The sequence below is a fragment of the uncultured Flavobacterium sp. genome, assembly GCF_963974175.1.
In the GTDB taxonomy this organism is placed as follows: Bacteria; Bacteroidota; Bacteroidia; order Flavobacteriales; family Flavobacteriaceae; genus Flavobacterium.
In genome coordinates, this window is the sequence record NZ_CAXBBR010000007.1 from 157265 (window position 1) to 179391 (window position 22127).

Below are 22127 nucleotides of genomic sequence, written 5' to 3' on the forward strand. Positions count from 1 at the left end.
ATAAGCAATCATAAATATTTAAAATATAACTAATTGCGATTTAAAATAAAATGAATTAACTCAATTTAGGAGGGAGCCAGATAGAAGCAAAAACGTTGGAAATGTAAAAATCCCGACTGAAAGGTACAGTACGGTTTAGAGAAATAAAGTTAGGCTTGCGAAAAGAAAACTCTGTTTGGCTTTCAAAAGCAAGAACCGTATTGACATTTGTATTAATTGTCTTGAAAGGTAAATTCTGATGATTCTCATTTTCTTTGCTCGAGTGTTTCTCGGTCTTATTATAATGAAAATCAATAAAATCAGCAAATGAAATATCTAGATTATCGTCATGATGCTCTGTAAAGTGTTGTATTAAGGTGGGTATTTTCAATAATTGCCCTATTTCTGTGTTGGCACACAAAAAGATAAAAAGGAATGATATGGCAATTGATTTTTTCAAGATTGTAAAAGTAATAAATTTTATTGACTACTAATACTTTGAAAAATAAATATTAAGTAAATCTTAATATTCCATAAATTCTATACAAAATTTGATAATGGTTCATCAATTTTATTACCTTTTAGATTGTAATGTTGTATTTAATCCAAAGAACAGATTTATTATGTTTTTCACTCTAACTCATTTAAAATTAATTCAAATATGGTTTTATTAAAATTGTAACAGGAAATTGGCACCTCTGCATAATTTGACTTTCAGCTTTATAAACATAGGTGAAATAGGGGATCTAGGGTCAATGAAATTTCTAATTTATGGAAATAGAAAATTTATAAATTCCGAGGACATATTTAAATAAATCGTAAATTTATATTGAAATAGAAAAGAATATTTATAAAATACTTAAGTATAATGATTTGTGTGTTATTTAAGTGTTTTTTAGTGATTAAAAATATTGAGTATTTATATTGGTGTAGTCAAAAAAATTATTCAACAACTATGAAAAAATCAAAACATCATGGTGCATTCTTCGGACACACTCTGCATAAACTCTATCGAACTATAAAAACAATACTTGCATCATTACCTTAATGATGTATGTACTGTTAATGCTTACTTCCTGCCGGAATTCAGAAAAAAAAGAGAAACCAGTTGAACAGAACTACCCTCAACAAAAAGAAGAAGAAAATCACAATCCTGAACATAGCGAGCATTCACAACGAATGAAACTCGTGAATGGTTAAAACAGGAATTAGGCGAAAAATATGATCAGACCCTATCTCTTGGTACAGCGAAACAGCTAGCACAAGGGAAAGAGATATTCATAAAATATTGTTCCAGTTGTCACGGTCGTGGCGGTAAAGGGGATGGTCCAGGAGCAGCGACATTACAACCAAAGCCAGCCGATTTTACTAACCCTGAACATTCGTCCTATTATTCAAATCAAGGAAGAATATACCTCATAAAAAAAGGAGTCAAGGGAACTGCAATGCCAGCATGGGAAAACATTTTGAGCGAAGAAGAAATCTTTTCGGTTTATGTTTATATAAATTCTCTTAAAAATTCAGGTGAAATGATGGAACACCAAGGGCAGAATCATTAAAAAAATGAAAAAAATATAAATAATTCAAATTAAGAAAAAGAAGTACAAGCAGACCTATATTATATTAAATATAAAATCATGGCAAAAAAATTAAAAATAGTATGGGTATTCACTAATATTGTATTACTACTATGGAGCTTTTCAGCTAAGGCACAGCAAAGATATCAAACCAGGGAAGGAAGTATTGAAGTTATAGGTTCGCACAGAGATTCCATTATAATAGCCAATAGCAATCACCTGTTTGTTTTAATCAATTATGAAAATGCTGAAATCGAACTAATGTTTAATCCAGCTATTCTACGCACTTCAACAGATTCATTGAATGTGAAGCTTATCAACTCAAACATTGGGCAGGTATTACTGAAAGGACAACTAAACATTCCTTACGTGGAGACATTACAACATCCAGATCACAAACTAAATTTTGGAGCTGAATTATATTTGAATGGAAAGACGAAAAGAGTATTTGTAAACGGATTGCTTATACATATTGCAAGTAACGAAACGATCTCCTGTTTACTTACACTCAACTTTAAATTGAGATTAAGTGATTTTGGTATCATTTTACCCAAAGGATGGAACAACGAAATAACGATACAAATTTTTCAGACCGTACTTAAAAAATCTAACTAATTAAATCCATAAAAAAAAATAATTAATACTTAGAAAATGGCCCATTAAAAAAGAGAAAACATGAAAACAGATAAAAATTTTTACGGCTATTTAATTAGCTTTCTTTTCGTCGCTATGGCCGGATGCGGGGTTTATACGAAAATCACTTCTAATTATGATCGCAGTATTGATTTTACGAAATACAAAACCTTTGCTTGGCTACCGGATAAAGATACAGTTGGTGGCGAATATAATAACCAGATTATTCGCAACAATGCACGTAACTATTTTAGTCATTGTATGGGAGGGAGGGGATACAAGATAAGTATTGACACACCAGATGTTTTTCTGGAATTGGTTATCACTGCCGTTAAAAAGGAAAAAACAGTCAGTACTCCTTCTTCTACCTATCCTTTGGGTTGGTATTATCATAACCCCTATTATTACCATTATCCCGGCAATCACTATTACCTCCATCACTATAATTACAATTATACCACTTATGTTACCCAAAAGGTAGAATATACTGAAGGGGCAATCACACTGAATGTAATTGACCGGAAACTGAATAAACTTGTATGGACAGGAACCGCTAAAGGTGATTTATATGACCCTTCTTATATTGGGGATAATCTACATCCTGCAGTGTATGATATTCTTGAAAATTATCCCATAAAACCTCTTAATGGACACAGACGTCCGAAAAAAAAGATGTAAACTACATGGACTAAATAAAATGTAAAAAAGTTCAATTCATTAGATTTTACTGGAAATGAATTAAATAATAGGCCAAGAAAAAGACATGGATATAAAAACATCTACAAATCTTTTTGACGATACAATATACTTACAATAAGGGAACTTACATTAAATCGTTTTAACTACCAATAAGTTCAATAATTCGGCACAACAAAATGGATATGCGTTTGTCTCTTGTTACGTTTTTTATTTACGAACAATTTCTACAGAACATTTTGCATGTAAAGCAACTGAATGCGAAACAGAACCTAAAAAAAAACGCTCAATTGCTCCGTAACCATGTGAGCCAACTACTATCAAATCTGCTTTAAATTTTTCGGCTTCATCAAGTATTACGCTTTTTGGTGAACCTGAAACTACTTTTGTTGTTACTAACAGATTTGGATTTTTATTTTCAAGAATTTCGACTGCACTTTTTGTATTATTTTCTGCATTTTGAAATGCGTTTTCATCAAATTGTGCATAGTATTCGTGGGAGACGCCCATTGGTTCTAATGTGTTTACAATGGCTGTAATTTCATAAACAGCAAGAATGCATACTTCAGTTTTGGGCGGAAAAGGTCTGTTGGCAATTTCATTAATTGCTGTTTTACTATATTTTGAACCGTCGGTTGCCAGTAGAATTTTCATTCTTTTTTCTCGACTAAATTCATTCCGCATTTGGGACATTTTCCGGGTTTATCCGAAGTAACTTCTGGATGCATTGGGCAGGTGTACGTTTTTTGAGTTTCCATTTTCTTTAATATTTGGTATGAAGTAATTTTTACAATATAAAGGTACTATAACTAATTTATCAAAATGTTACATTATCCTTAATAATAGTTGTATAATTAACACGTTGTTAGATGTTTAGATAAAAAAAGATGCTTATATTTTACTATAAGCATCTTCAGCATTAACCTTAAATAAAAAATTTTAGTAATTAAAAGTAGCTCCTAATCCCATTCCCATATCACTATCATAATGAGTTGTTATTCCAAAGTTTCTTTTAACAATGTATCTCAAACCTGCCATATATTCTTTGTCGGTATTCCACATTAAACTCATTCGTAGTCTTTTAGAAACTGGAATATCTTTACGCTCAAATTGTAATCTAAAATTTCCATCGGTGAATACTTCCACCTGAGCCATTATTAGCATTGGCAAAGTATAGTTGACCCCCGCACTAAAAATAGCCCTGTTGTCTTTGGTATTGGTTTGGCCGAATAGATTATGTTCCTGATTGTCTATTCCCATTTTTCTGTATCTCCAATCAAAACCAATGAAAGGCATTAGCCATTGCATTTTACCAATATATCGTCCTATGTGTGTTTCGGTTTCGTAACCGTGCATATCATTGTATCCTAATCTCCATTCTGTTCCAATACTCCAACGTGTACTTTGATACATCGCTTCTCCATCGTTTCCGTTTGTTGCAAAATCATTTTCTGCCATAAAATGAAATTTTCTATCGTCAGCAAATAATTTTCGTTGTGCCAGTTTCGGGTTAGGAATTTCGGGATTTGGTTCTTGATTTTCATAGGAAAAGACTCTCCCCATACCACTCATCATATGATACAAAATATGACAATGAAAGAACCAATCACCTTCTACATTTGCATTAAATTCAAATACATCGGTTTCCATTGGCATTATATCCACAACGTTTTTTAGAGGAGCGTAATCTTCTTGACCATTTAATAGCCTAAAATCGTGTCCGTGCAAGTGCATTGGGTGTCGCATCATAGAATTGTTATGAATTGTGATGCGAACATTTTCGCCTTTTTTAATTAATATTTTATCCGCTTCGGAAACTACTTTGTTGTCTAAACTCCAAACATAGCGGTTCATATTTCCTGTCAATTCAAATTTTAATTCTCTTACTGGAGCATCTTTAGGAAGTATAGTTTTAGTTGGCGATTTTAACATTGCATAATTTAAGGTAGTAATATCCGAAAGCGCATTACTATTATAATCGGCTTCTGTCATTTTCATATCCTGCATTTTTTTATCGTCTTTCTTTTTTTGTTCTCCGGTAATTTCAGGGTACATTACCACATTCATATCCATTTGATTGTAGGACATACTCATACCCATATCATCTAAATCGCCATTCATTTTCATCATTCCGTTCATCATTTTCATTCCTTCAAAATATTTAAGTTTGGGAAGCGGTTTGATAAGTTGTTTGATACCATCCCCAATAAAATAAGAAGCTGAATACAATCTATCTTCAGTGGTGGCTAAAAATTCAAAAGCAGTTTTATCGGCAGGAATAGTAACGACAACATCGTAAGTTTCAGAAACACCAATAATTAATCGATCTACTTCTACAGGTTCTACATCGTTACCGTCATTTGCAACTACTGTTATTTTCCCACCGGCATAAGTAAGCCAAAAATAGGAAGAAGCCCCACCATTAGATATGCGTAAACGTACTTTATCACCTGCTTTTAAAGGTTTTTCATCAATACTTTTCACATCCGTACTTTGCTTACCATTCATAAGGATTTTGTCGTAAAACACATCGCTTACATCCATTGCATTCATCCTTTTCCATTCATTTTTTAGTTTAACACCTAAATAACCTTGCTTTATGGCTTCTGCATAACTTTGGGTTGTTCCTTTTTTAATGGCTGGATAATCGTTTGCGTTGTGCAACATTCGATGTACGTTTTCGGGTTTTATATCGGTCCATTCACTTAGTACTATTGGTATAGTTGGCAAATCGTCAATACCGCTTCTAAAAGTTGGGTCTTCAGCTCTTTTATTCATTACAAAATTACCGTACATTCCAATTTGCTCTTGCAAACCAGTGTGGCTGTGGTACCAATGCGTTCCGTGCTGAATAATAGGGAAGGTGTATAGATGAGTGGTATGCGCTTTGATCGGCATTTGTGTAAGATTGGGAACACCATCATAACGGTTGGGTAGAAATAATCCGTGCCAATGCAGAGAAGTTTCTTCATCCAGTTCGTTGTGTACATAAATTTCTGCAATGTCTCCTTCTGTAAAAGTAAGTTTAGGCATCGGTATTTGTCCGTTTACAGCAATTGCTCTTTTAGATTTTCCTGTGAAGTTTACGATCGTATCTCGCACATATAAATCGTAACGCACTGTTCTTGGCGGTGTGTTGTTTTCAATTTTAGTTACGGTCTCTATAGTTGCTTTTGGCATATCCATATTGCTCATATTATGATTTTGATGCGCATCAGTAGTATCCGTTTTCATATTGTCCCTATTGTCCTTCTTTTTAGAAGTCTCCTTCATGGGCATTTGCATTTCATCCTGCTTTTTAACTGCCGATTTCTTAACCGCTTTCATTTTTTCCTTAATCAATGTCATTCCACATTTAGGACATTTCCCTGGCTTGTCAGCGTGAATTTCGGGGTGCATCACGCAGGTGTATGTTACTGACTGTGTCTTCTCAGTATTTTCTTTTTTCTTCATATTCATCCCCTTCATATCTTGCGCTTGCGCAAAGGAGTAGATACAGAGAATGAATGCTACTACTATTATTCTTTTCATTTTTTTTGATTTTTAATTGGTTTATGAATTCTTAGGGTTTTATTTATCTAGTTCTTTACGTTTTGCTTTAATCAACATAATTTCAGCTTTTTAGCTGATAATACTAATTTTTATTAATTTTTTTATTTCGGGGTCGACTACCGATGTCTTTTTACCATTAACTGCGATACTGTGTGTTAAGTTTCCATAATTTTTCGATTTAAAAGTTATTTAGATTATATTATTTTTCATGATTTAGTTGTTTGTTCTAAATTTATATAATGAGGCGTATTTATTTTAGAATAGGTTATAGTGACTTCTTTCTGTATCTATGAACTATTAGATAAAAACAAAAACTACTTTTTTGTTTTTGCCTTACTATTTTCTATTTGTTGATTTATATTTTTGAATATTTTGCATCCTAGTTATTTTTGCTTTTAAATATTTAAGTTAAATATTTTTTAGGATTATCTTCGTTTCGCATAAACACGTAAAAATAGAATCCTGACAGTCCTATAAATAGATTCCACAAACTATGTGGTTGAAAATAACTGTTAGGGTTACACATAAAAGTGTGTTTATCTAACTTTAACCAAACAAGAGCTACGATAGTGCAAATAATACTTGAGACCAAGTAATTGACGTTTTCTTTCTTGGGATTTTTTAAAAGTATTGTAATAGCAAATGCAAAAAACATCAAAATACATACAAAACTGACTATATGTTCTTTGCCTTTTGGAACAAAAAAGGATAATAAAAGACAGACAATAAGATAAACGGAATAGATGGCAATAATTACACTCTTTTTTGAGATATCTGACAGTTTCGGATTATTAGTAAGCAGCCATAGGTAGGATAGATAAGTTATAGGAAAAAGCGAAAAAAAATATACAGCCGAGAAATCAATTTTAAAAGCAAAATTCGTAAGTGAAGAATGATAGAAGGTACATGCTAAAAAAACATACAGAAGAATGAAGGCAAAAAATATTTTATGAATCAGATTTTCTTTGTTTTGTTTTTCAGCGCTACTATTCTTTAATTCCTTCTGACTTTCTTTTAAAATAATAATTGCCACGATCAAATAGATTATTCCACTAAATGTATTAACAGGTTGGCGCACCACTTTTTTCATTTCTGTTTTTTCGCAAAAAAGTTCAATTATCTTATGATCTACTGGTAAATTTTTCCAGAAATCCACAAGAGATAGATCATGATTAAGCCACCATATTGCTAAAGCAAAAAGTAAGGTTATAAAAAACAATAGAGGAACAGTCCCTTTACCGATGTAGATATCAGGACATATAATGTGCTTTTTTTTGGAGTAGTATTTTATAATTTTTTTAATCATTCTCCTGTCGCTCTATGAGTCTAATCTAAGTTATGGTATTATTTTCTGGATGAATTATGACTCATCATGATTTTCCATTGCCCATTCATTTTCTTTAAAACACTTGTGCCAATTCCTTTGCGTTTTAACTCTTTATTGTCTTTTGCCACTACAATTGTATAATTGTACGTTTCGGTTGAAAACGCATACTCGCCACTCAAGGTAACAGCAACTTTATAATCGCTGAAAGTGAACGATTTGAACGCTTTCATTTCGGGTGCAAGGTGATGTTCTAAATAGTGAGCATAGCTGCCTTCATTGCCGCCTGATTCATATATTTTTGAATCGGAAGTAAATAATTTTTCAGTACCAGTAACATCTAATTTCTCAATAGCAGTATTGTACTGTTTTAGCACCGCTTTTACAGCCTCTGTGTCCTTGTCTTGGGCAAACATACTTGCCGATGACACTACTAATAAAAGAACTTTTACGAACAATTTTTTTGATGATTTCATTTCTATTAATTTTAAATTATTATTTTTTTATTTTCTTCCAAATTTTTCTAATGGTAGGAGAGGAGATGTACCAAAGTAAAAAACCACTTAAAACGGTTATTAATCCTAACAATGAAAAAACTCTTAATACAATATTATTCATATTGTCTCGCCCTTCGTAGTCCATGGTATGGGTCATCCATAAAAAATCAAACCATCTCCAATCACGATGTCTTATTGTTTGTAGTTTGCCATCATTTACTGAAATATACACTTTCAAATTATTTGGCTCTTGATAGGATATAACATAAGCAGGTAACAATCTCTCTCTGTATTCATGATGTTTCCCAACTTCTGTAATAAGTTGTATTTCTTTTACTTTTAGATTCGAAACAATATTTTTAGCTGCAATTGAAACCGCTTCTTCTTTTGAAACACCATTTTTGACTTCCCCTGTCCTGGCGTTATAAAGCAGTTTTTGATTCACCCAATAAAAAGGTTGTTTATCAATATCTCTCAATTCGATAGATTGAATAGTTGTCGAAGGTTTAAGGTCTGAAGGACTTATTAAACCTGAAAACGATTCTGCAACTATTCCTTTTTTATGAAATTGTTCTCCATGAATATCATCTATGTTGGTCCAACTAAAATACAAACCACTTATGGTCCACATTAAAAATTGAAGTCCTAAAAATATTCCTAAATAGCGATGGGATTTTCTAATCCATTTTGCTTTTTTACCTTTAATCATTAGCTCTTCTTATTTTTTAAATTGATTTTGCTATTTTTTCCATTATGGAATAGTCTGAACCAAATTTGCAAATCGCGTCACATTGACTTCGCAATTCTGAAAACAAAATGTACTTGATGTTTATTTTTGAATTCTTAATCACGGGTCTGTTCAGTTGTTGTATCACATCTTTTTCGCGACTATCCGGAATGATGATATAAAATACTTCTTCACCATTGGAAATACTAAAATATAGATCAGAAAGGCGTAAAATACCGGAGTAAATACTGGTGCTTTTTTCAACTTCAAAAGCTCCAATGATTTTGTTTGTTCCTTTTTGAAACCAAAGAACATCTATTAATTTTATTGTGTTTTGAGTGTCTTTATCCGTTGGTAATTCTGGGAATTTACTAATTGATATAAACGAAAAACTTTGACTATTAAACGCTTTACCTTTATCATTACTAGCTGGTGTAACATCATAACCCAATGAAACTCCAATTTTTAATAAATGGTATTGCATTTCATTATGAAGATTTTCAGCCAATTTTTCTTCCTGAATTTCTTTTTGTCGTTTTAAGATGTTTTTTTCAAACTTTGTACGTTCGTCTTCACTTAAATATTCATCGTTACCAATCAGCATTTTTTGGGTGCCAATTTCAAAACATAAGCCTGCAATTGCACCTAAATCGTTTGATAGTTCCGCTTTGTGTTTGCTGTTGGTTTCTAATATTGTTTCTCTAATTTTCAGGTATTCTGTCCAACTGCCTAATTTTTTTTTGTCTTTGAATAAGAAATTAAATCCATTGAGAATCGCTGTATTGAATGGGGGAAACCAAGTGGGATGCAAAAAATATATAATACTCGCTACCGCGGGACCTAACCCTTTTATTTTTAATTCATCTAGTTTTACTATTTCTTTGACAACTTGCTCTTCGGTTTTGGCGTTGATACAATTTTCTAGAAATTGCCCAAAAGCGATTTTATTGTTTTGGTTTTCGTAAATATCAGGAATTCGCAATTTTGGTTTCCAATAAAAAGGATGTGCTACACCTACAAATATTTGTTTTTGTTCAGCGATGCAACTCAATACAAATTCTAAACTACTGCCTTTAAAATCGTTTGGAAAAGTTTTGTTTTTAATATCATCAATTACTTGTAAAATACCTCGACGAATAGTTCGGAATGCTTTTAATCGCTGATCATTATCGACAAACCAAGTATTGTAAACGCTTTCCGTATCGGTTTTGTATTGTTGGATAATTTGAGTGAAGTTGCTCATTGATGATGTTATTGTTTAATATTTTAGTATTTAATAATTATTTAGTTTGTTTATCAAAGTTTATATTTTGCCTACCATTTAGAAGAGAAATGCCATTAACTTATTAATTGAGTTATCTTTATTCGATTATACAGGCTGTTTATAATTAAATCAATTTTTTTTTAAAATTTATTGTGCCTAACAAGGGAAGGGCTAGGACTAGTCATTAATATTTTACCCTTCCCTAACTAGGACTTTTCTAATACCATAAATGGGGGATTTTTTACAAATTGCGAATCAATAATGAAAACCTTATGATCCCTTTTATGAATTAGATAACTTGTTCCTCCACTATAAAAGAGCTGGCTTAATTGTTGATTTCCTTTTGAACTTTTCCACATTTAAGCATTTTGCTACCATAATATGGATTTTTTACTTCGTTACTTGTACTTAACCATGCACTACCCTTATCGTACATTGGGCAAAACTGCTGGTACAACTTATTTTTAGTTCCAGTAATGGCAATCATATCAGTAATATCAGTGCTTAAGGTCTTAAAGTGCTCACGTTGATGTGCAATAGGACTTTTTGAAATGTGTTCGGCATTTTCTACAGCATCTTCTATAATATCGACTAGCTCCTTTTGCTGTTCTTTGTTGTAGCTGCTCACATCAAAAGCCTTTAAAGAGACCATTAGTTTACTTCCAGCCTGTGCCGCTTTTTTTGAATCATCGCCTACCAATGCATCTTTCAGTATAAAATAATCAGCTAGAACTGCTTCTGCTTTAGTGTTATTCATCTTATCCATTTTCATAGTGCTATGATCCATTTTCATGTTTCCATGGTCGTGGTTCATTTTTTCTTTTTCCTGTGCATTTGCAAAAGAAACCATTAACAATACCATTGTTACAATACTCATTTTTAAATTTTTCATTTTTTTTAATATTAAATTATTGTTTATAAATTATCTTTTAATTCTGTCAACCACGTAATGACTTCCTTTTTTTCTTCTTCTGAAAAACTTGCGTTTTTATGGATTAGTGTGTAAGAACTTAAAGGCATATTATCATCTTTGATCTGACTTATAATTGATTTTAATTTGCTCTTTTTTCTTCTATCTGAATAGTCTGCCCATTCGCTAAAATTCAATTCTTCTTTTCCGTTTTTAATATGTTTTGCCATAAACCACGCTCCAGGTTGAATTTTACTATACCAAGGATAATGGGTATTGTTACTATGGCAGTCATAACAGCTTACTTGTAATTTTTCACTGATTTTTTTTGGCACTGTATTGACCAACATAAAATCTGTTTTGGGAACATATTCACTTCGATTACTTACTGTGGGAATAAACTGAATTCCCACGAACGCAACCAGTAAAACTATTACTATTACTTTTACGATTTTCATTTAATTAATTTGTTTTTTCACAGAACCACAAGTCAACATTTTGCTTCCATAAAATGGGTTTTTAATCTCTTTAGTTTCGCTTAACCAACTTACTTTTTTCATTGGGCAATAATCTTGATATAGGGTTTTATCGGTTCCTAATAAAGTTATTAAATCAGTAATATCTGTGCTTAATGTTTCAAAATGCTCTCTTTGATGATCAATAGGTTTTTTTACAATATGTTCTGCATGTTCTTTAGCACTTTCAAGTATTTCCATATATTCTTTATGTTGTGCTTCATCAAGTTTTGACATGTCAAAATTTGAAAAGGCTGTAAGTAGCGCTGTTGCTCCTTTCGCGGCATTGTCTTTATTGTCCGCAACTAATCCATTTTTAATTTGCAAATAGCCGTCTATAATAGCAGAAGTTGCCGCATTTTTTTTAGAGGACGCTGTTATTTCTCTAGTCTTCATCGAAGCGTCCTTGTCGTGAGCATGTTCATCGTTGCCTTCTGCATGATGATGTTCTTCACTTTCATTATTCATTTCCATTTGGTTTCCTTCTGAAGACATTTCTGAATGATGCTCGTCCTCATTATCATGCTCTTTTTTTGAATCTTTACATGATACAACAGTTAGGGTTACAAATACTATTGCTAAAAGTCCCATTGACAATTTTAATTTTCTCATTTTGTTTGTTTTTAGTGATTATTATTATTATTATTATTATTATTTGAAGTTTTTTTAATTACATTTTTAAGTTTAGCGGTTATTTCATCCGCATTTTCCATCATTTGATAGTTGTCAACTGCCAGCATAGAAACCATCGTGCTAATAGCTACCAATTCTATAATTATGAGATTAATCTATTGAAAGATAACGAGTTTACATCCTGATTTTAATTATTAAAACCTTACGGAAAGCCCACCTCCAGCCCCAAAACGATTATCGTAACTACCCATAAGTGAAATATTTCTGGATAGAAAATATTCAGCTCCTGCACTCCATACAGTTTCCGAAGTTAAATCTTTTCCCACGGGCAAATTATTTACAATCCCTAAATCTAATTGATACTCATAATAGCCAAAAATAGATAGTTTAGGAAATATCATTATACTTCTCCCTAACGCAATTCTTGGTCTTAACTCATTATCTACACGTACATCAAGATTAAATAAATAGGGTGTTAAATAACGTATCCCAACCACTGCAGTAGTTTTAAATTGGTCTAAACTATTGCGTGTTTTATTTTCAATGTTAACACCTCCAAAAACACGTAAGTAATCGTGTAAATAACGTTCGTAGGTAAACTCTGATTCTAAATTTTTGTTCCAACCATATTCTAAAGACGCATTAAATTGGTTTCTTATGTTAGAAGTCATTAAATTAAGACCCATAGTATGCGAAGCTGCATCTACCAATCCCCAAGAATACCATTTATCTGTTTCTGCAATAATTTTAGAAGCCGGAAACTCATCCATTCTTGGATCTCTTGGCGTATCATAGGATACTACTCTTGCCATACCTCCCATCATATGATATAAAATGTGACAATGAAAAAACCAGTCGCCATATTCATCCCCATTATTCCCGTAAAATTCTATAGTAACCTTTTGCATTGGCGGTACATTTACCGTGTGTTTTAACGGGGAGTAATCTCCGTTTTTATTGATAACCCTAAAGAAATGACCGTGTAAATGCATGGGGTGGTGCATCATAGTAAGATTATTAAAGGTAACCCGTGTTACTTCCTTACTATTTATTTTAATTTTATCAGCTTCAGATAAAGGCACTCCATTCATACTCCAGATGTAGCGATTCATATTTCCTGTAAGATTCAACAGTACTTCTTTTACAGGAATATTTTTGTCATAGTTAGTTTTCTTTAAAGATTTCAAATAGTCGTAATTATACTCGGAAAATAAATCCATTCCCTCCATATTGTCTGTTTTCGTTGTATCCTTTTGCTCATTCATCTGCATGCCTTTCATAGCATCACCATTGTTCATTTCCATTCCTTTCATTTTGGAATGATCCATTTTCATCTCATTCATTTTATCAGTTGCCATAGCCTCTTTTGGTTGACTCATATCCATTCCAGATTTCTTTGAATCATCCATATTCATACCTTCCGTTTTAGTATGATCCATTTTCATCTCTTTCATATCACCCTTTTCCATCGCCTGTTTTGGTTTACTCATATCCATTCCAGACATTTTATCCATTTGCATTCCATATTCCTCCTTCATCTTAAAGCGTTCGTCTTTTTTGGGCTGAAATTTTAAAGCATGAGCGCCCATTTTCATATCCATTTTCGCCATTTTTTGCATCATCCCTATCTTATCTGGTCTTGGAATAGTCATTGCAGGTAGTACTTTTCCATTCCCAATAAATGCAGATGCAGTTCCCGAACCATCTTGAGCTGTGATTTTAAATTCTATTTTTCCATCTTCGGGAACAGTTATAGTAAAATCGTATGTTTCAGCAATCCCGATAAAAGTCTTATTCTTTTTAATAGGAACTACATCAATACCATCAGCAGAAACCAATAGTGGTTCTTCTCCTCCGAAAGTCATCCAAAACGACGTGGATGCACCTCCATTAATGATTCTTAATCGCACTTTCTCACCAGCTTTAAATTCTGGATATTCCACGCTTTCTTCGCCATTAACTAAGAAAGCGGGATAATATACATCTGCTATGTCGGCACCGCCCATCCGTTGTCTCCAAAAGTTTAACTGTGCTCCAAATGCGCCACGTGCAATAACCTGATTTAATGGTGTAGCGGTTCCTTTTTTGATACTATACCATTCATTACCTCGTTTTAAATTGCGAAGCACATTCATTGGTTTTTCGTTGGTCCAATCTGATAACATCAACACCAATTCCTTATCATATTTTAAGGTTTGTTCTTTTGGCTTAATAACAATTGAACCAAAAACTCCACTTTGTTCTTGCAACATGGTATGTGAATGATACCAATATGTTCCAGACTGTTTAATGGGGAACTCATATTTCTGTGTGTGTCCTGGTTCTATAGGAGGTGTTGTTAAGTAAGGAACACCATCAAAGAAATTAGGCAATAACAAACCATGCCAATGCACAGAAGTTTCTTCGCTCATTTCATTTTTCACGTAAATGACGGCATATTCCCCTTCTATAAATTCTAAAGTGGGGCCAGGGATTGTACCATTTACAGTCATCCCTTTGATTTCTTTTCCTGCTTTGTTTACTATTTCTTCCTTAATGGTTAAAGTGTATTCGTGTACAGGCAAATTATTAACATTTCCCTCCATGGACTGTCCAAATATCGAACTCAGGGGTATTATCAATAACATTATTAAATATTTTAAGTTTTTCATTTTTCTATTTATTATAGTTACTATTTATTTTATGATTTCTGCCTTTACTTCTCCACATTTTAACATGGAAGCGCCAAAATAGGGGTTTGCTACTTTATTTTCTTTACTTAACCAATTTGCTCCTTTATCACTGTTTGCCATGGGGCAAAATTGTATATAGGAACTTTCTTTTAGAGGACTAAAAGATTTTGTCATGGCTATCATGACATTGGAAATGGGGATAAATGATTTTCGCATTTCTTTTATATCTTTGATATGGGCAGCATGTAAGGTGTTCTTTTTCAATTCTGTATGGTACTTCATCCAGATTTTATGCGCATCACCTTTAAAGAGATTCATGTTTATTTTACTCAATGAATTTTCAAATTTGGCTATTGTCTTTTGTGCTCCGCTAAAATTATCCTTAGTTAACGCATCTTTCAACTCAAAATAATCTTCATATAAAGGCTTTAAGCTCGTTTTTGCATCTGAGCTAATAGTAGTTTTAGTAGTTTGTAAAGCCGTAGGTTTTTCATCAGACACTGCGGCTTGGTTGCCACCATGATTGTGAGCGGTACTCGCTTTACCACCTTCTAGGTTCATCATACTAGGCTTACCCGCTAATTGAGCAGCAGCATCGATATTGAAAGTACCATTAGCGACAACTTCTTCACCAGCTTCTAATCCCTCCTCTATGAGATAATCATTGCCTAATAATGGGCCTAGAGTGACTTGTCTTAACTTGAAAGAAACTCCTTTTTCTGATTCGTTTTTAACGTATACTATGGATCGTTTACCAGTCCACATTACAGCCGATTTAGGAACGCTTAAAGAAGATTTGTTAGTAGCGACTCTCGAACTAATTGTTCCTGAGACAAACATTTCTGGTTTTAATTTTAAATTAGAGTTTCTTACCTCCACTCTTGCTGTGGCAATGCGCGTACTAGGATTAATAAATGGGTCAATAAAAGAAATTGTACCAGAGAAAGATTCCCCTGGAAAAGAGGCAATAGTATAGTTCACTTGATCTCCTTTTTTAATCCAAGGAATGTCTGATTCATAAATTTCAAAAAGAACCCACACCGTAGATAAGTCAGCTACGTCATATAAGGTTTGTCCTCGTTGCACATAATCCCCAAGCTCCACATTTTTCTTTACAACATATCCTGAAACGTCAGCGGTGATGGGAAATTTATCTTGCGCTTTTCCTGAAGAAAGCACATTTTTTATCGTTGTTTCAGAAACTTTCCAATTTCTAAGCTTTTGCTTTACAGCTTCAAACAACTGTGGTTGTAGGTCTCTTATGCTATAGGCCTCTATAAGTTCTTGCTGAGCAGTAGCTAGTTCAGGGGAGTATACATAAGCAACGACCTGTCCTTTTTTTACATATTCGCCAGTAAATGTCACTAGAATTTTCTCAATTCTTCCTGGAATATGTGACGATTGACTGTACACGCCTTTTTCATTTACTTCTACTTTTCCATTAAGTGTGATTTCTTTTATTCCATCTGAATTTCCCACTTTATAAGTTGATACTCCAGCGATAATCATTGCTGATTCAGACATACTGATAGCGTCTGGATCAATATCACTATTGTCAGATGTTTCAAGCGGAATTAAATCCATACCACATATTGGGCAGGCTCCAGGTTCATTTTGTCTTATTTGTGGGTGCATCGAACAGGTCCAAATTTGATTTTTCGTTACCGTTTCTTCCGAAGTTTTTTGTTCTTCTTTGGCGCTTCCGCCAAATAGAAGAGCACCTAATAACAACCCTAAAAGTAAAGTTGCTGCGAGTGCTATTTTTGTTTTTTTATCAAATGTCATAATTAAAATTGTTTTGCGGTTAGATAATCCAATTCAGCCAATTTTATATAAAAAGCGCTAGTACTTGCAAGCTCTAATTTTTTATATTTCAATAATTCTTGCTGCATGCGTAGTACTTCTTCAAAGTCTTTATTAGCATTGCTGTAATACGAAAATAATAAGTTCAAACTTTTCGACAGTGTAACAACTTGATTACTATAGAGCTGTAATAACTCTTTTTCTTTTTCTAATTCAAAAATGAGTTTGTAGTAGGTACCATTTAATTTATTTTCTACTGCTTCTTTTTGAAACGAATAACTTTCTTGCATTAACTTAGCTTCTGAAGTTGCAGCTGTATATTTTTTTCTAAAAATAGGCAGACTCAAAGTGACCATTGGCATAATAACATCTTTACCAGAGTCGGGAAAATTATTCATTCCTTTATCTACAAGAACATAATCTAATCCAACGCCTAGTTTTGGCAAACCTTGTTTTATAGCTACCTCTACAGCGGCATTTGAAGCTTGCTTTTTTAATTCAAGTTCTATCAACAAAGGGTTTTGTGAAATGGAATCTTTGCGATATTGAAGTGGCAGTTCTACGATTTCAATTCCTTTGGAAACAATAACTTTCTCGTTATACTTCCTATTTAGAAGGCTGTTGAACCAAGAGGTCAATGCGGGTTCTTTTTTGTCTAAAATAGATATGTTAGTTTGAGCTTCTTTAATCATTAAGTCCACTCTTAATATGTCTACTAAATTTCCTTGCCCATTTTCTAATTTTGCTAAGGCAATCTTTTTATACGATTCCAATATTTGGATGTTTTCTCGTTCAATTAGCATTAAATTCTGCAATTCGTACAAAGGGTAATAAACAGTTGCCACTTGAGAAAACAATTGGTTTTTAGTATTTAAAAAAGCTTGATACTTACTGTCGGCAAGTAGAGCAGCAACATTTTTTTGTGCTTTTAAAGTACCAAACCAAGGAAACATTTGAGTCAATGAAAACTTCATGTTTTGGGGTCCCACTCGGGTTTCAACTGGTGAAATAAAATAACCCAGTGAGAAATTAGGATCGGGCAACGAACTCACTTGTGGTAACTTTTGCAAAGAAGCTTCAAAATCCTTGTATTTTGCTTTTAGCTCGGGGTTGTTTTCAGCGGCTACTCCGTAATAGTCTGTCAGCGATTGCGCGCTTAAATCGCAAACGGCAAACAATAGAGTCATTAATACTATTTTACGCATTTTGTTTGTTTTTATTTTTAATAACTGTTTCTCTCCAATAAGCTTGTAATACGGGTACAATAAACATGGTCATAATCTGAATTGTCATTCCTCCAAAAGTTGGAATGGCCATTGGAATCATAATATCAGACCCTTTTCCGGTAGATGTTAATACGGGTAATAGCGCAATAATTGCTACTGCAGCAGTCATCACAGCAGGACGTACACGCTTTTTACCCGCTTCTACAACCGCTTCTCTAACTGCAGTTACCGTTTGCGGATTTTTTTCTTCGAAAACTTGGTGAATATAAGTCCCCATAATCACCCCGTCATCAGTAGCGATTCCAAAGAGTGCTATAAATCCAACCCATACCGCAACACTTAAGTTAATAGGGTGCACCTGAAATAAATCCCGCATGTTCACATCTGCGACTGAAAAATTTAAAAACCAATCTTGGCCGTAGAGCCATAGCAAGATAAAACCACCAGAAAAGGCCACAAATACCCCCGAAAAGTGAATCGAAGAGGCAATAATAGTTTTAAACTGAAAGTAAAGCAGTAGAAAGATAATCACCAGACAGATAGGAATTACAATTGATAATCTTTTCATTGCCCTAACTTGATTTTCGTAACTTCCGGAGAATTTAAAATTCACACCTTGCGGTACTTTAAGTTCCCCCGAATCAATTTTAGCTTTTATCGCTTTTTGAGCATCATTCACCACGTCTACCTCAGCATAACTATCATTTTTGTCAAACAACACAAAACCAACTAAAAAAGTGTCCTCACTTTTAATGGCTTGTGGCCCTTTAGTATATTCAAATTTAACTAATTGCCCCAAAGGGATTTGGGCGCCAGTAGGAGTTGCTACTAAAATTTTAGCCAAAGCCTCGGGACTGTCTCTTAATTCTCTTGGATAACGAACGCGAATTGGGTAGCGCTCTCTACCTTCAACAGTAGAAGAGATTTTCATCCCCCCAATGGCTGTTTCGATCGTTTGCTGAATGTCTTCAACATTTAATCCAAATCTTGATATTTTTTCTCTATCGATATTTAAATGAAGGTAGGGTTTCCCGACAATTCTATCGGCAAAAACGGCTTCTTTTTTAACGGAAGGAACTTCCTTAAGAATTGCTTCTAATTCTAAACCAAACTCTTCTATGGTTTTCAAATCAGGACCAAATACTTTGATACCCATAGGTGCTCTCATTCCGGTTTGGAGCATCACAAGTCGCGTTTCAATAGGCTGTAATTTTGGAGCCGAGGTCACTCCGGGAATTTTAGAAACTTTAATAATTTCGTCCCATATATCATCGGGTGATTTTATTTTGTCTCTCCAATTTCGATAAAATTCTCCGTTATCGTCTTCAATCAAGTTTTTGATGGTTATTCCTTGTTTCAATGCATCAGCATGTGAAAGACTATCGTTAGATTTTGTAATAAAACGATCTTTTCTATCGACTTTAAAGCGCATTCGATGCCCCTTTTCGTTTAGAATGTATTCTGGTTTATAATTGATAATGTTCTCGTACATGGAGATAGGAGCAGGGTCTAAAGCACTTTCAACGCGTCCCAGCTTTCCTACAGCCATTTCGACTTCAGGAATCGTATTCAACAACATGTCGAGTTGACCTATTACTTTTCGGTTTTGTTCAACGCCAGAATGCGGCATAGAAGTAGGCATTAACAAATAACTTCCCTCATTAAGCGACGGCATAAACTCTGATCCAATACCGGGAAAAGTATGAGCAGGGCCAGACCAAACTTTAGATTTTCTGATGTCCCAACCCACTTTTTCAAATCCATTTGCTATAAATCCAAAAGTCGAATTGAATCCAATCCACACCATAAGACCAAACAGCAATGTTACTAATGGCAGTAACATAAATTTCCCTTTGTTTTCTAGACACCATCTTAATACCGGCTCATAAAAACGAACGATACTTAATAATGCGGAAAGGATAATCCCCAGAAGAACTATAACGAAAAGATAGTTTCCAATAACGCTAATTTGTGGTCCCAAAGGCATCCACTCCTCAGTAAGAAAAAAAGAAACTATGAATAACACCAATACCAAATTGAAATGTTTAGTGTAGGCTTGGAATTTTTCTGGAATTTTGTGATTAAATAAATCATACAATCCCATTATACATAAGGCTAAGGGGAGTGCCATTTTAAAATAAATACTCAATAGAATTCCAGCAGCAATAAATACATAACCCCAAAAACGTTTTACTCTTTTTTTATCATAATTGATACCAAAGATGAGATGTGCTAGGGCAGGCAAAACAATTACACCGAGAATAAAAGCTCCTAATAAAGCAAATGTCTTGGTAAATGCTAAAGGCCTAAATAATTTACCTTCGGCTGATTCCATGGCAAATACAGGAATGAAACTAACTATAGTCGTGGCTAATGCAGTAGTAATTGCCGAGGCTACTTCAATGGTAGCATTATAAATTACTGTTAATAGTTTTTGACCTTTGGCACCTTCGTTTTCTGGCATTTCTAAATGCCGAATAATATTTTCGATAAAGATAACCCCAACATCCACCATGACCCCAATAGCGATAGCGATTCCTGAAAGCGCGACAACATTAGCATCTACTCCTGAATAGCGCATTACAATAAAGGTCATCAATACTCCAACAGGTAATAAACTAGAAATAATTAAGGACGCTCGAAGATTAAATAATAAAATTAAAACCACAATAATACTGATTAATATCTCATGAGAGAGTGCGGTCTCTAATGTGCCTATCGTTTCATGAATTAATTGTGTACGATCATAAAAAGGGATAATTGTCAATTGACTTTCCACACCGTTAGCCAAAGTTTTTTTAGGTAAACCAGAAGCAATCTCGCTAATTTTTGATTTCACTCCGTTAATCACTTCCAACGGATTAGAACCATATCTGGCGATAACCACACCTCCTACAGCTTCAGCACCTCCTTTATCTAAAGCTCCACGTCGCGTTTCTGGTCCTAGGGCTACAACTCCTATATCTTTTATTCGAATAGGCACATTGTTGTTTACGGCTACAACAGCCAATTCAATGTCTTCAATATTTTTTATGTAGCCGAGGCCTCTTACCAGATATTCTGCTTGATTAATTTCGATGGTTTTAGCCCCCACATCTTTATTCGACTTTTGTACGGCAGTCATAACCTTAGCTAGAGGGATGTTAAACGCTTTTAGAGCATCGGGGTTTACATCAATTTGGTATTCTTGAACAAATCCTCCTATAGAAGCTACTTCTGAAACTCCCTTAACAGCATTTAATCCATATTTAATATAGAAATCCTGAGCTGTTCTTATTTCGTTTAAATCCCAGCCACCAGTTGGGTTTCCGTCTTTATCTCGTCCTTCCACTGTATACCAATATACTTGTCCCAATGCAGTTGCATCAGGGCCTAATGACGGTTTAACGTTTTCAGGAAGCAAGCTATTAGGTATTGAACTTAATTTTTCGAGAATTCTGGAGCGTGACCAATAAAATTCTATATCATCGTCAAAAATGATATAAATACTCGAAAAACCTAAAATTGAGTTACTTCTAATTGACTTTACACCTGGAATTCCCAGCATGTAGGTGGTTAAAGGATAGGATATTTGATCTTCTATATCTTGTGGAGATCTTCCGGGCCACTGTGTGAAAACAATTTGTTGGTTTTCTCCAATGTCGGGAATGGCATCCACAGACACCGGGCTTGAAGGTAAGAAAGGAATCTTCCAGTCGAAAGGAGCGGTTGCCATTCCCCAAAATATTATTACAAGAAGAATAAGTCCTGTGACTAATTTGTTTTCAAGAAAATATTTTATAGTTTTATTTAACATGTATTTTTAATTTATTTCTTCTTAATTGGAACTTATTTTTGATTGCTATAATTAAAGTATATTTAATCAGCAATCAAATTAGATAATAATGTTCCAATGGAAGAGTACAGAATTTATTAGTATTAAGATCTTGTGGCAATTATAAATAAAATGTAATCCTTTATTATTTTTCACTACATTTTATAACAGATCCATTACAAATCCAACTTTTCTTCTTCCTTATTAGGAGAACGATTATTATATTTATAATTCTTCTTTGATGACACCACATTTTGGCATTTTACTTCCCAAGTATGGATTTTTGATTTCTTTGATTTCACTTA

General features: G+C 33.7%; 17 protein-coding genes. 2 read left to right on the plus strand and 15 right to left on the minus strand.

Features of this window, described 5'->3' with window-relative positions; genetic code table 11:
* Window positions 1–55: 55 nt before the first annotated feature.
* Window positions 56–439 carry a hypothetical protein gene (locus tag AAC069_RS12540; protein ID WP_339920805.1) on the minus strand — a complete coding sequence of 128 codons (384 nt, stop codon included), beginning with the start codon at window positions 437–439 and terminating at the stop codon, window positions 56–58.
* A gap of 1177 nt (window positions 440–1616) precedes the next feature.
* Between AAC069_RS12540 and AAC069_RS12545 the strand changes: the two genes are divergently transcribed.
* Window positions 1617–2171, plus strand: a complete 555-nt coding sequence (locus tag AAC069_RS12545; protein ID WP_339920806.1) for a hypothetical protein — start codon at window positions 1617–1619, stop codon at window positions 2169–2171.
* A gap of 60 nt (window positions 2172–2231) precedes the next feature.
* The gene (locus AAC069_RS12550; RefSeq protein WP_339920807.1) at window positions 2232–2867 is read left to right on the plus strand and encodes a DUF4136 domain-containing protein; all 636 of its coding nucleotides are present in this window, start codon (window positions 2232–2234) and stop codon (window positions 2865–2867) included.
* A gap of 228 nt (window positions 2868–3095) precedes the next feature.
* Here the strand turns inward: AAC069_RS12550 and AAC069_RS12555 are convergent, their stop codons facing one another.
* The 14 genes from AAC069_RS12555 to AAC069_RS12620 form a co-directional block, all read right to left on the minus strand.
* Window positions 3096–3539: a universal stress protein gene (locus tag AAC069_RS12555; RefSeq protein ID WP_339920808.1), complete on the minus strand. Its 444-nt coding sequence runs from the start codon at window positions 3537–3539 to the stop codon at window positions 3096–3098.
* A complete protein-coding gene (locus tag AAC069_RS12560) occupies window positions 3536–3643 on the minus strand; it encodes a heavy metal-binding domain-containing protein (protein ID WP_222616914.1) in 108 nt (35 codons plus the stop codon). The genes AAC069_RS12555 and AAC069_RS12560 overlap by 4 nt, the downstream gene beginning before the upstream one ends.
* 181 nt (window positions 3644–3824) lie before the next feature.
* A complete protein-coding gene (locus tag AAC069_RS12565) occupies window positions 3825–6416 on the minus strand; it encodes a multicopper oxidase domain-containing protein (protein ID WP_339920810.1) in 2592 nt (863 codons plus the stop codon).
* 424 nt (window positions 6417–6840) lie between these two features.
* Window positions 6841–7743: a hypothetical protein gene (locus AAC069_RS12570; protein ID WP_339920811.1), complete on the minus strand. Its 903-nt coding sequence runs from the start codon at window positions 7741–7743 to the stop codon at window positions 6841–6843.
* A 38-nt stretch (window positions 7744–7781) separates the two neighbouring features.
* The gene (locus AAC069_RS12575; RefSeq protein WP_339920812.1) at window positions 7782–8237 is read right to left on the minus strand and encodes a nuclear transport factor 2 family protein; all 456 of its coding nucleotides are present in this window, start codon (window positions 8235–8237) and stop codon (window positions 7782–7784) included.
* Between the two features lie 19 nt (window positions 8238–8256).
* Window positions 8257–8967: a PepSY domain-containing protein gene (locus AAC069_RS12580; protein WP_339920813.1), complete on the minus strand. Its 711-nt coding sequence runs from the start codon at window positions 8965–8967 to the stop codon at window positions 8257–8259.
* A 16-nt stretch (window positions 8968–8983) separates the two neighbouring features.
* Window positions 8984–10228: a hypothetical protein gene (locus AAC069_RS12585; RefSeq protein ID WP_132003522.1), complete on the minus strand. Its 1245-nt coding sequence runs from the start codon at window positions 10226–10228 to the stop codon at window positions 8984–8986.
* A gap of 346 nt (window positions 10229–10574) precedes the next feature.
* Window positions 10575–11141: a DUF3347 domain-containing protein gene (locus tag AAC069_RS12590; protein WP_339920814.1), complete on the minus strand. Its 567-nt coding sequence runs from the start codon at window positions 11139–11141 to the stop codon at window positions 10575–10577.
* A gap of 23 nt (window positions 11142–11164) precedes the next feature.
* Window positions 11165–11617 carry a heme-binding domain-containing protein gene (locus tag AAC069_RS12595; RefSeq protein ID WP_132003516.1) on the minus strand — a complete coding sequence of 151 codons (453 nt, stop codon included), beginning with the start codon at window positions 11615–11617 and terminating at the stop codon, window positions 11165–11167.
* Entirely contained in the window at window positions 11618–12286 is a 669-nt protein-coding gene (locus AAC069_RS12600; protein ID WP_339920815.1) for a DUF3347 domain-containing protein, read from the minus strand.
* A 215-nt stretch (window positions 12287–12501) separates the two neighbouring features.
* Complete coding sequence (locus tag AAC069_RS12605) at window positions 12502–14958, minus strand: multicopper oxidase domain-containing protein (RefSeq protein ID WP_339920816.1); 2457 nt, start codon at window positions 14956–14958, stop codon at window positions 12502–12504.
* A gap of 24 nt (window positions 14959–14982) precedes the next feature.
* On the minus strand, window positions 14983–16764 hold the full coding sequence (locus tag AAC069_RS12610; protein ID WP_339920817.1) for an efflux RND transporter periplasmic adaptor subunit: 1782 nt from the start codon (window positions 16762–16764) through the stop codon (window positions 14983–14985).
* 2 nt (window positions 16765–16766) lie between these two features.
* A complete protein-coding gene (locus tag AAC069_RS12615; RefSeq protein WP_132003504.1) occupies window positions 16767–17987 on the minus strand; it encodes a TolC family protein in 1221 nt (406 codons plus the stop codon).
* The gene (locus tag AAC069_RS12620) at window positions 17980–21804 is read right to left on the minus strand and encodes an efflux RND transporter permease subunit (RefSeq protein WP_339920818.1); all 3825 of its coding nucleotides are present in this window, start codon (window positions 21802–21804) and stop codon (window positions 17980–17982) included. The genes AAC069_RS12615 and AAC069_RS12620 overlap by 8 nt, the downstream gene beginning before the upstream one ends.
* Window positions 21805–22127: the final 323 nt, after the last annotated feature.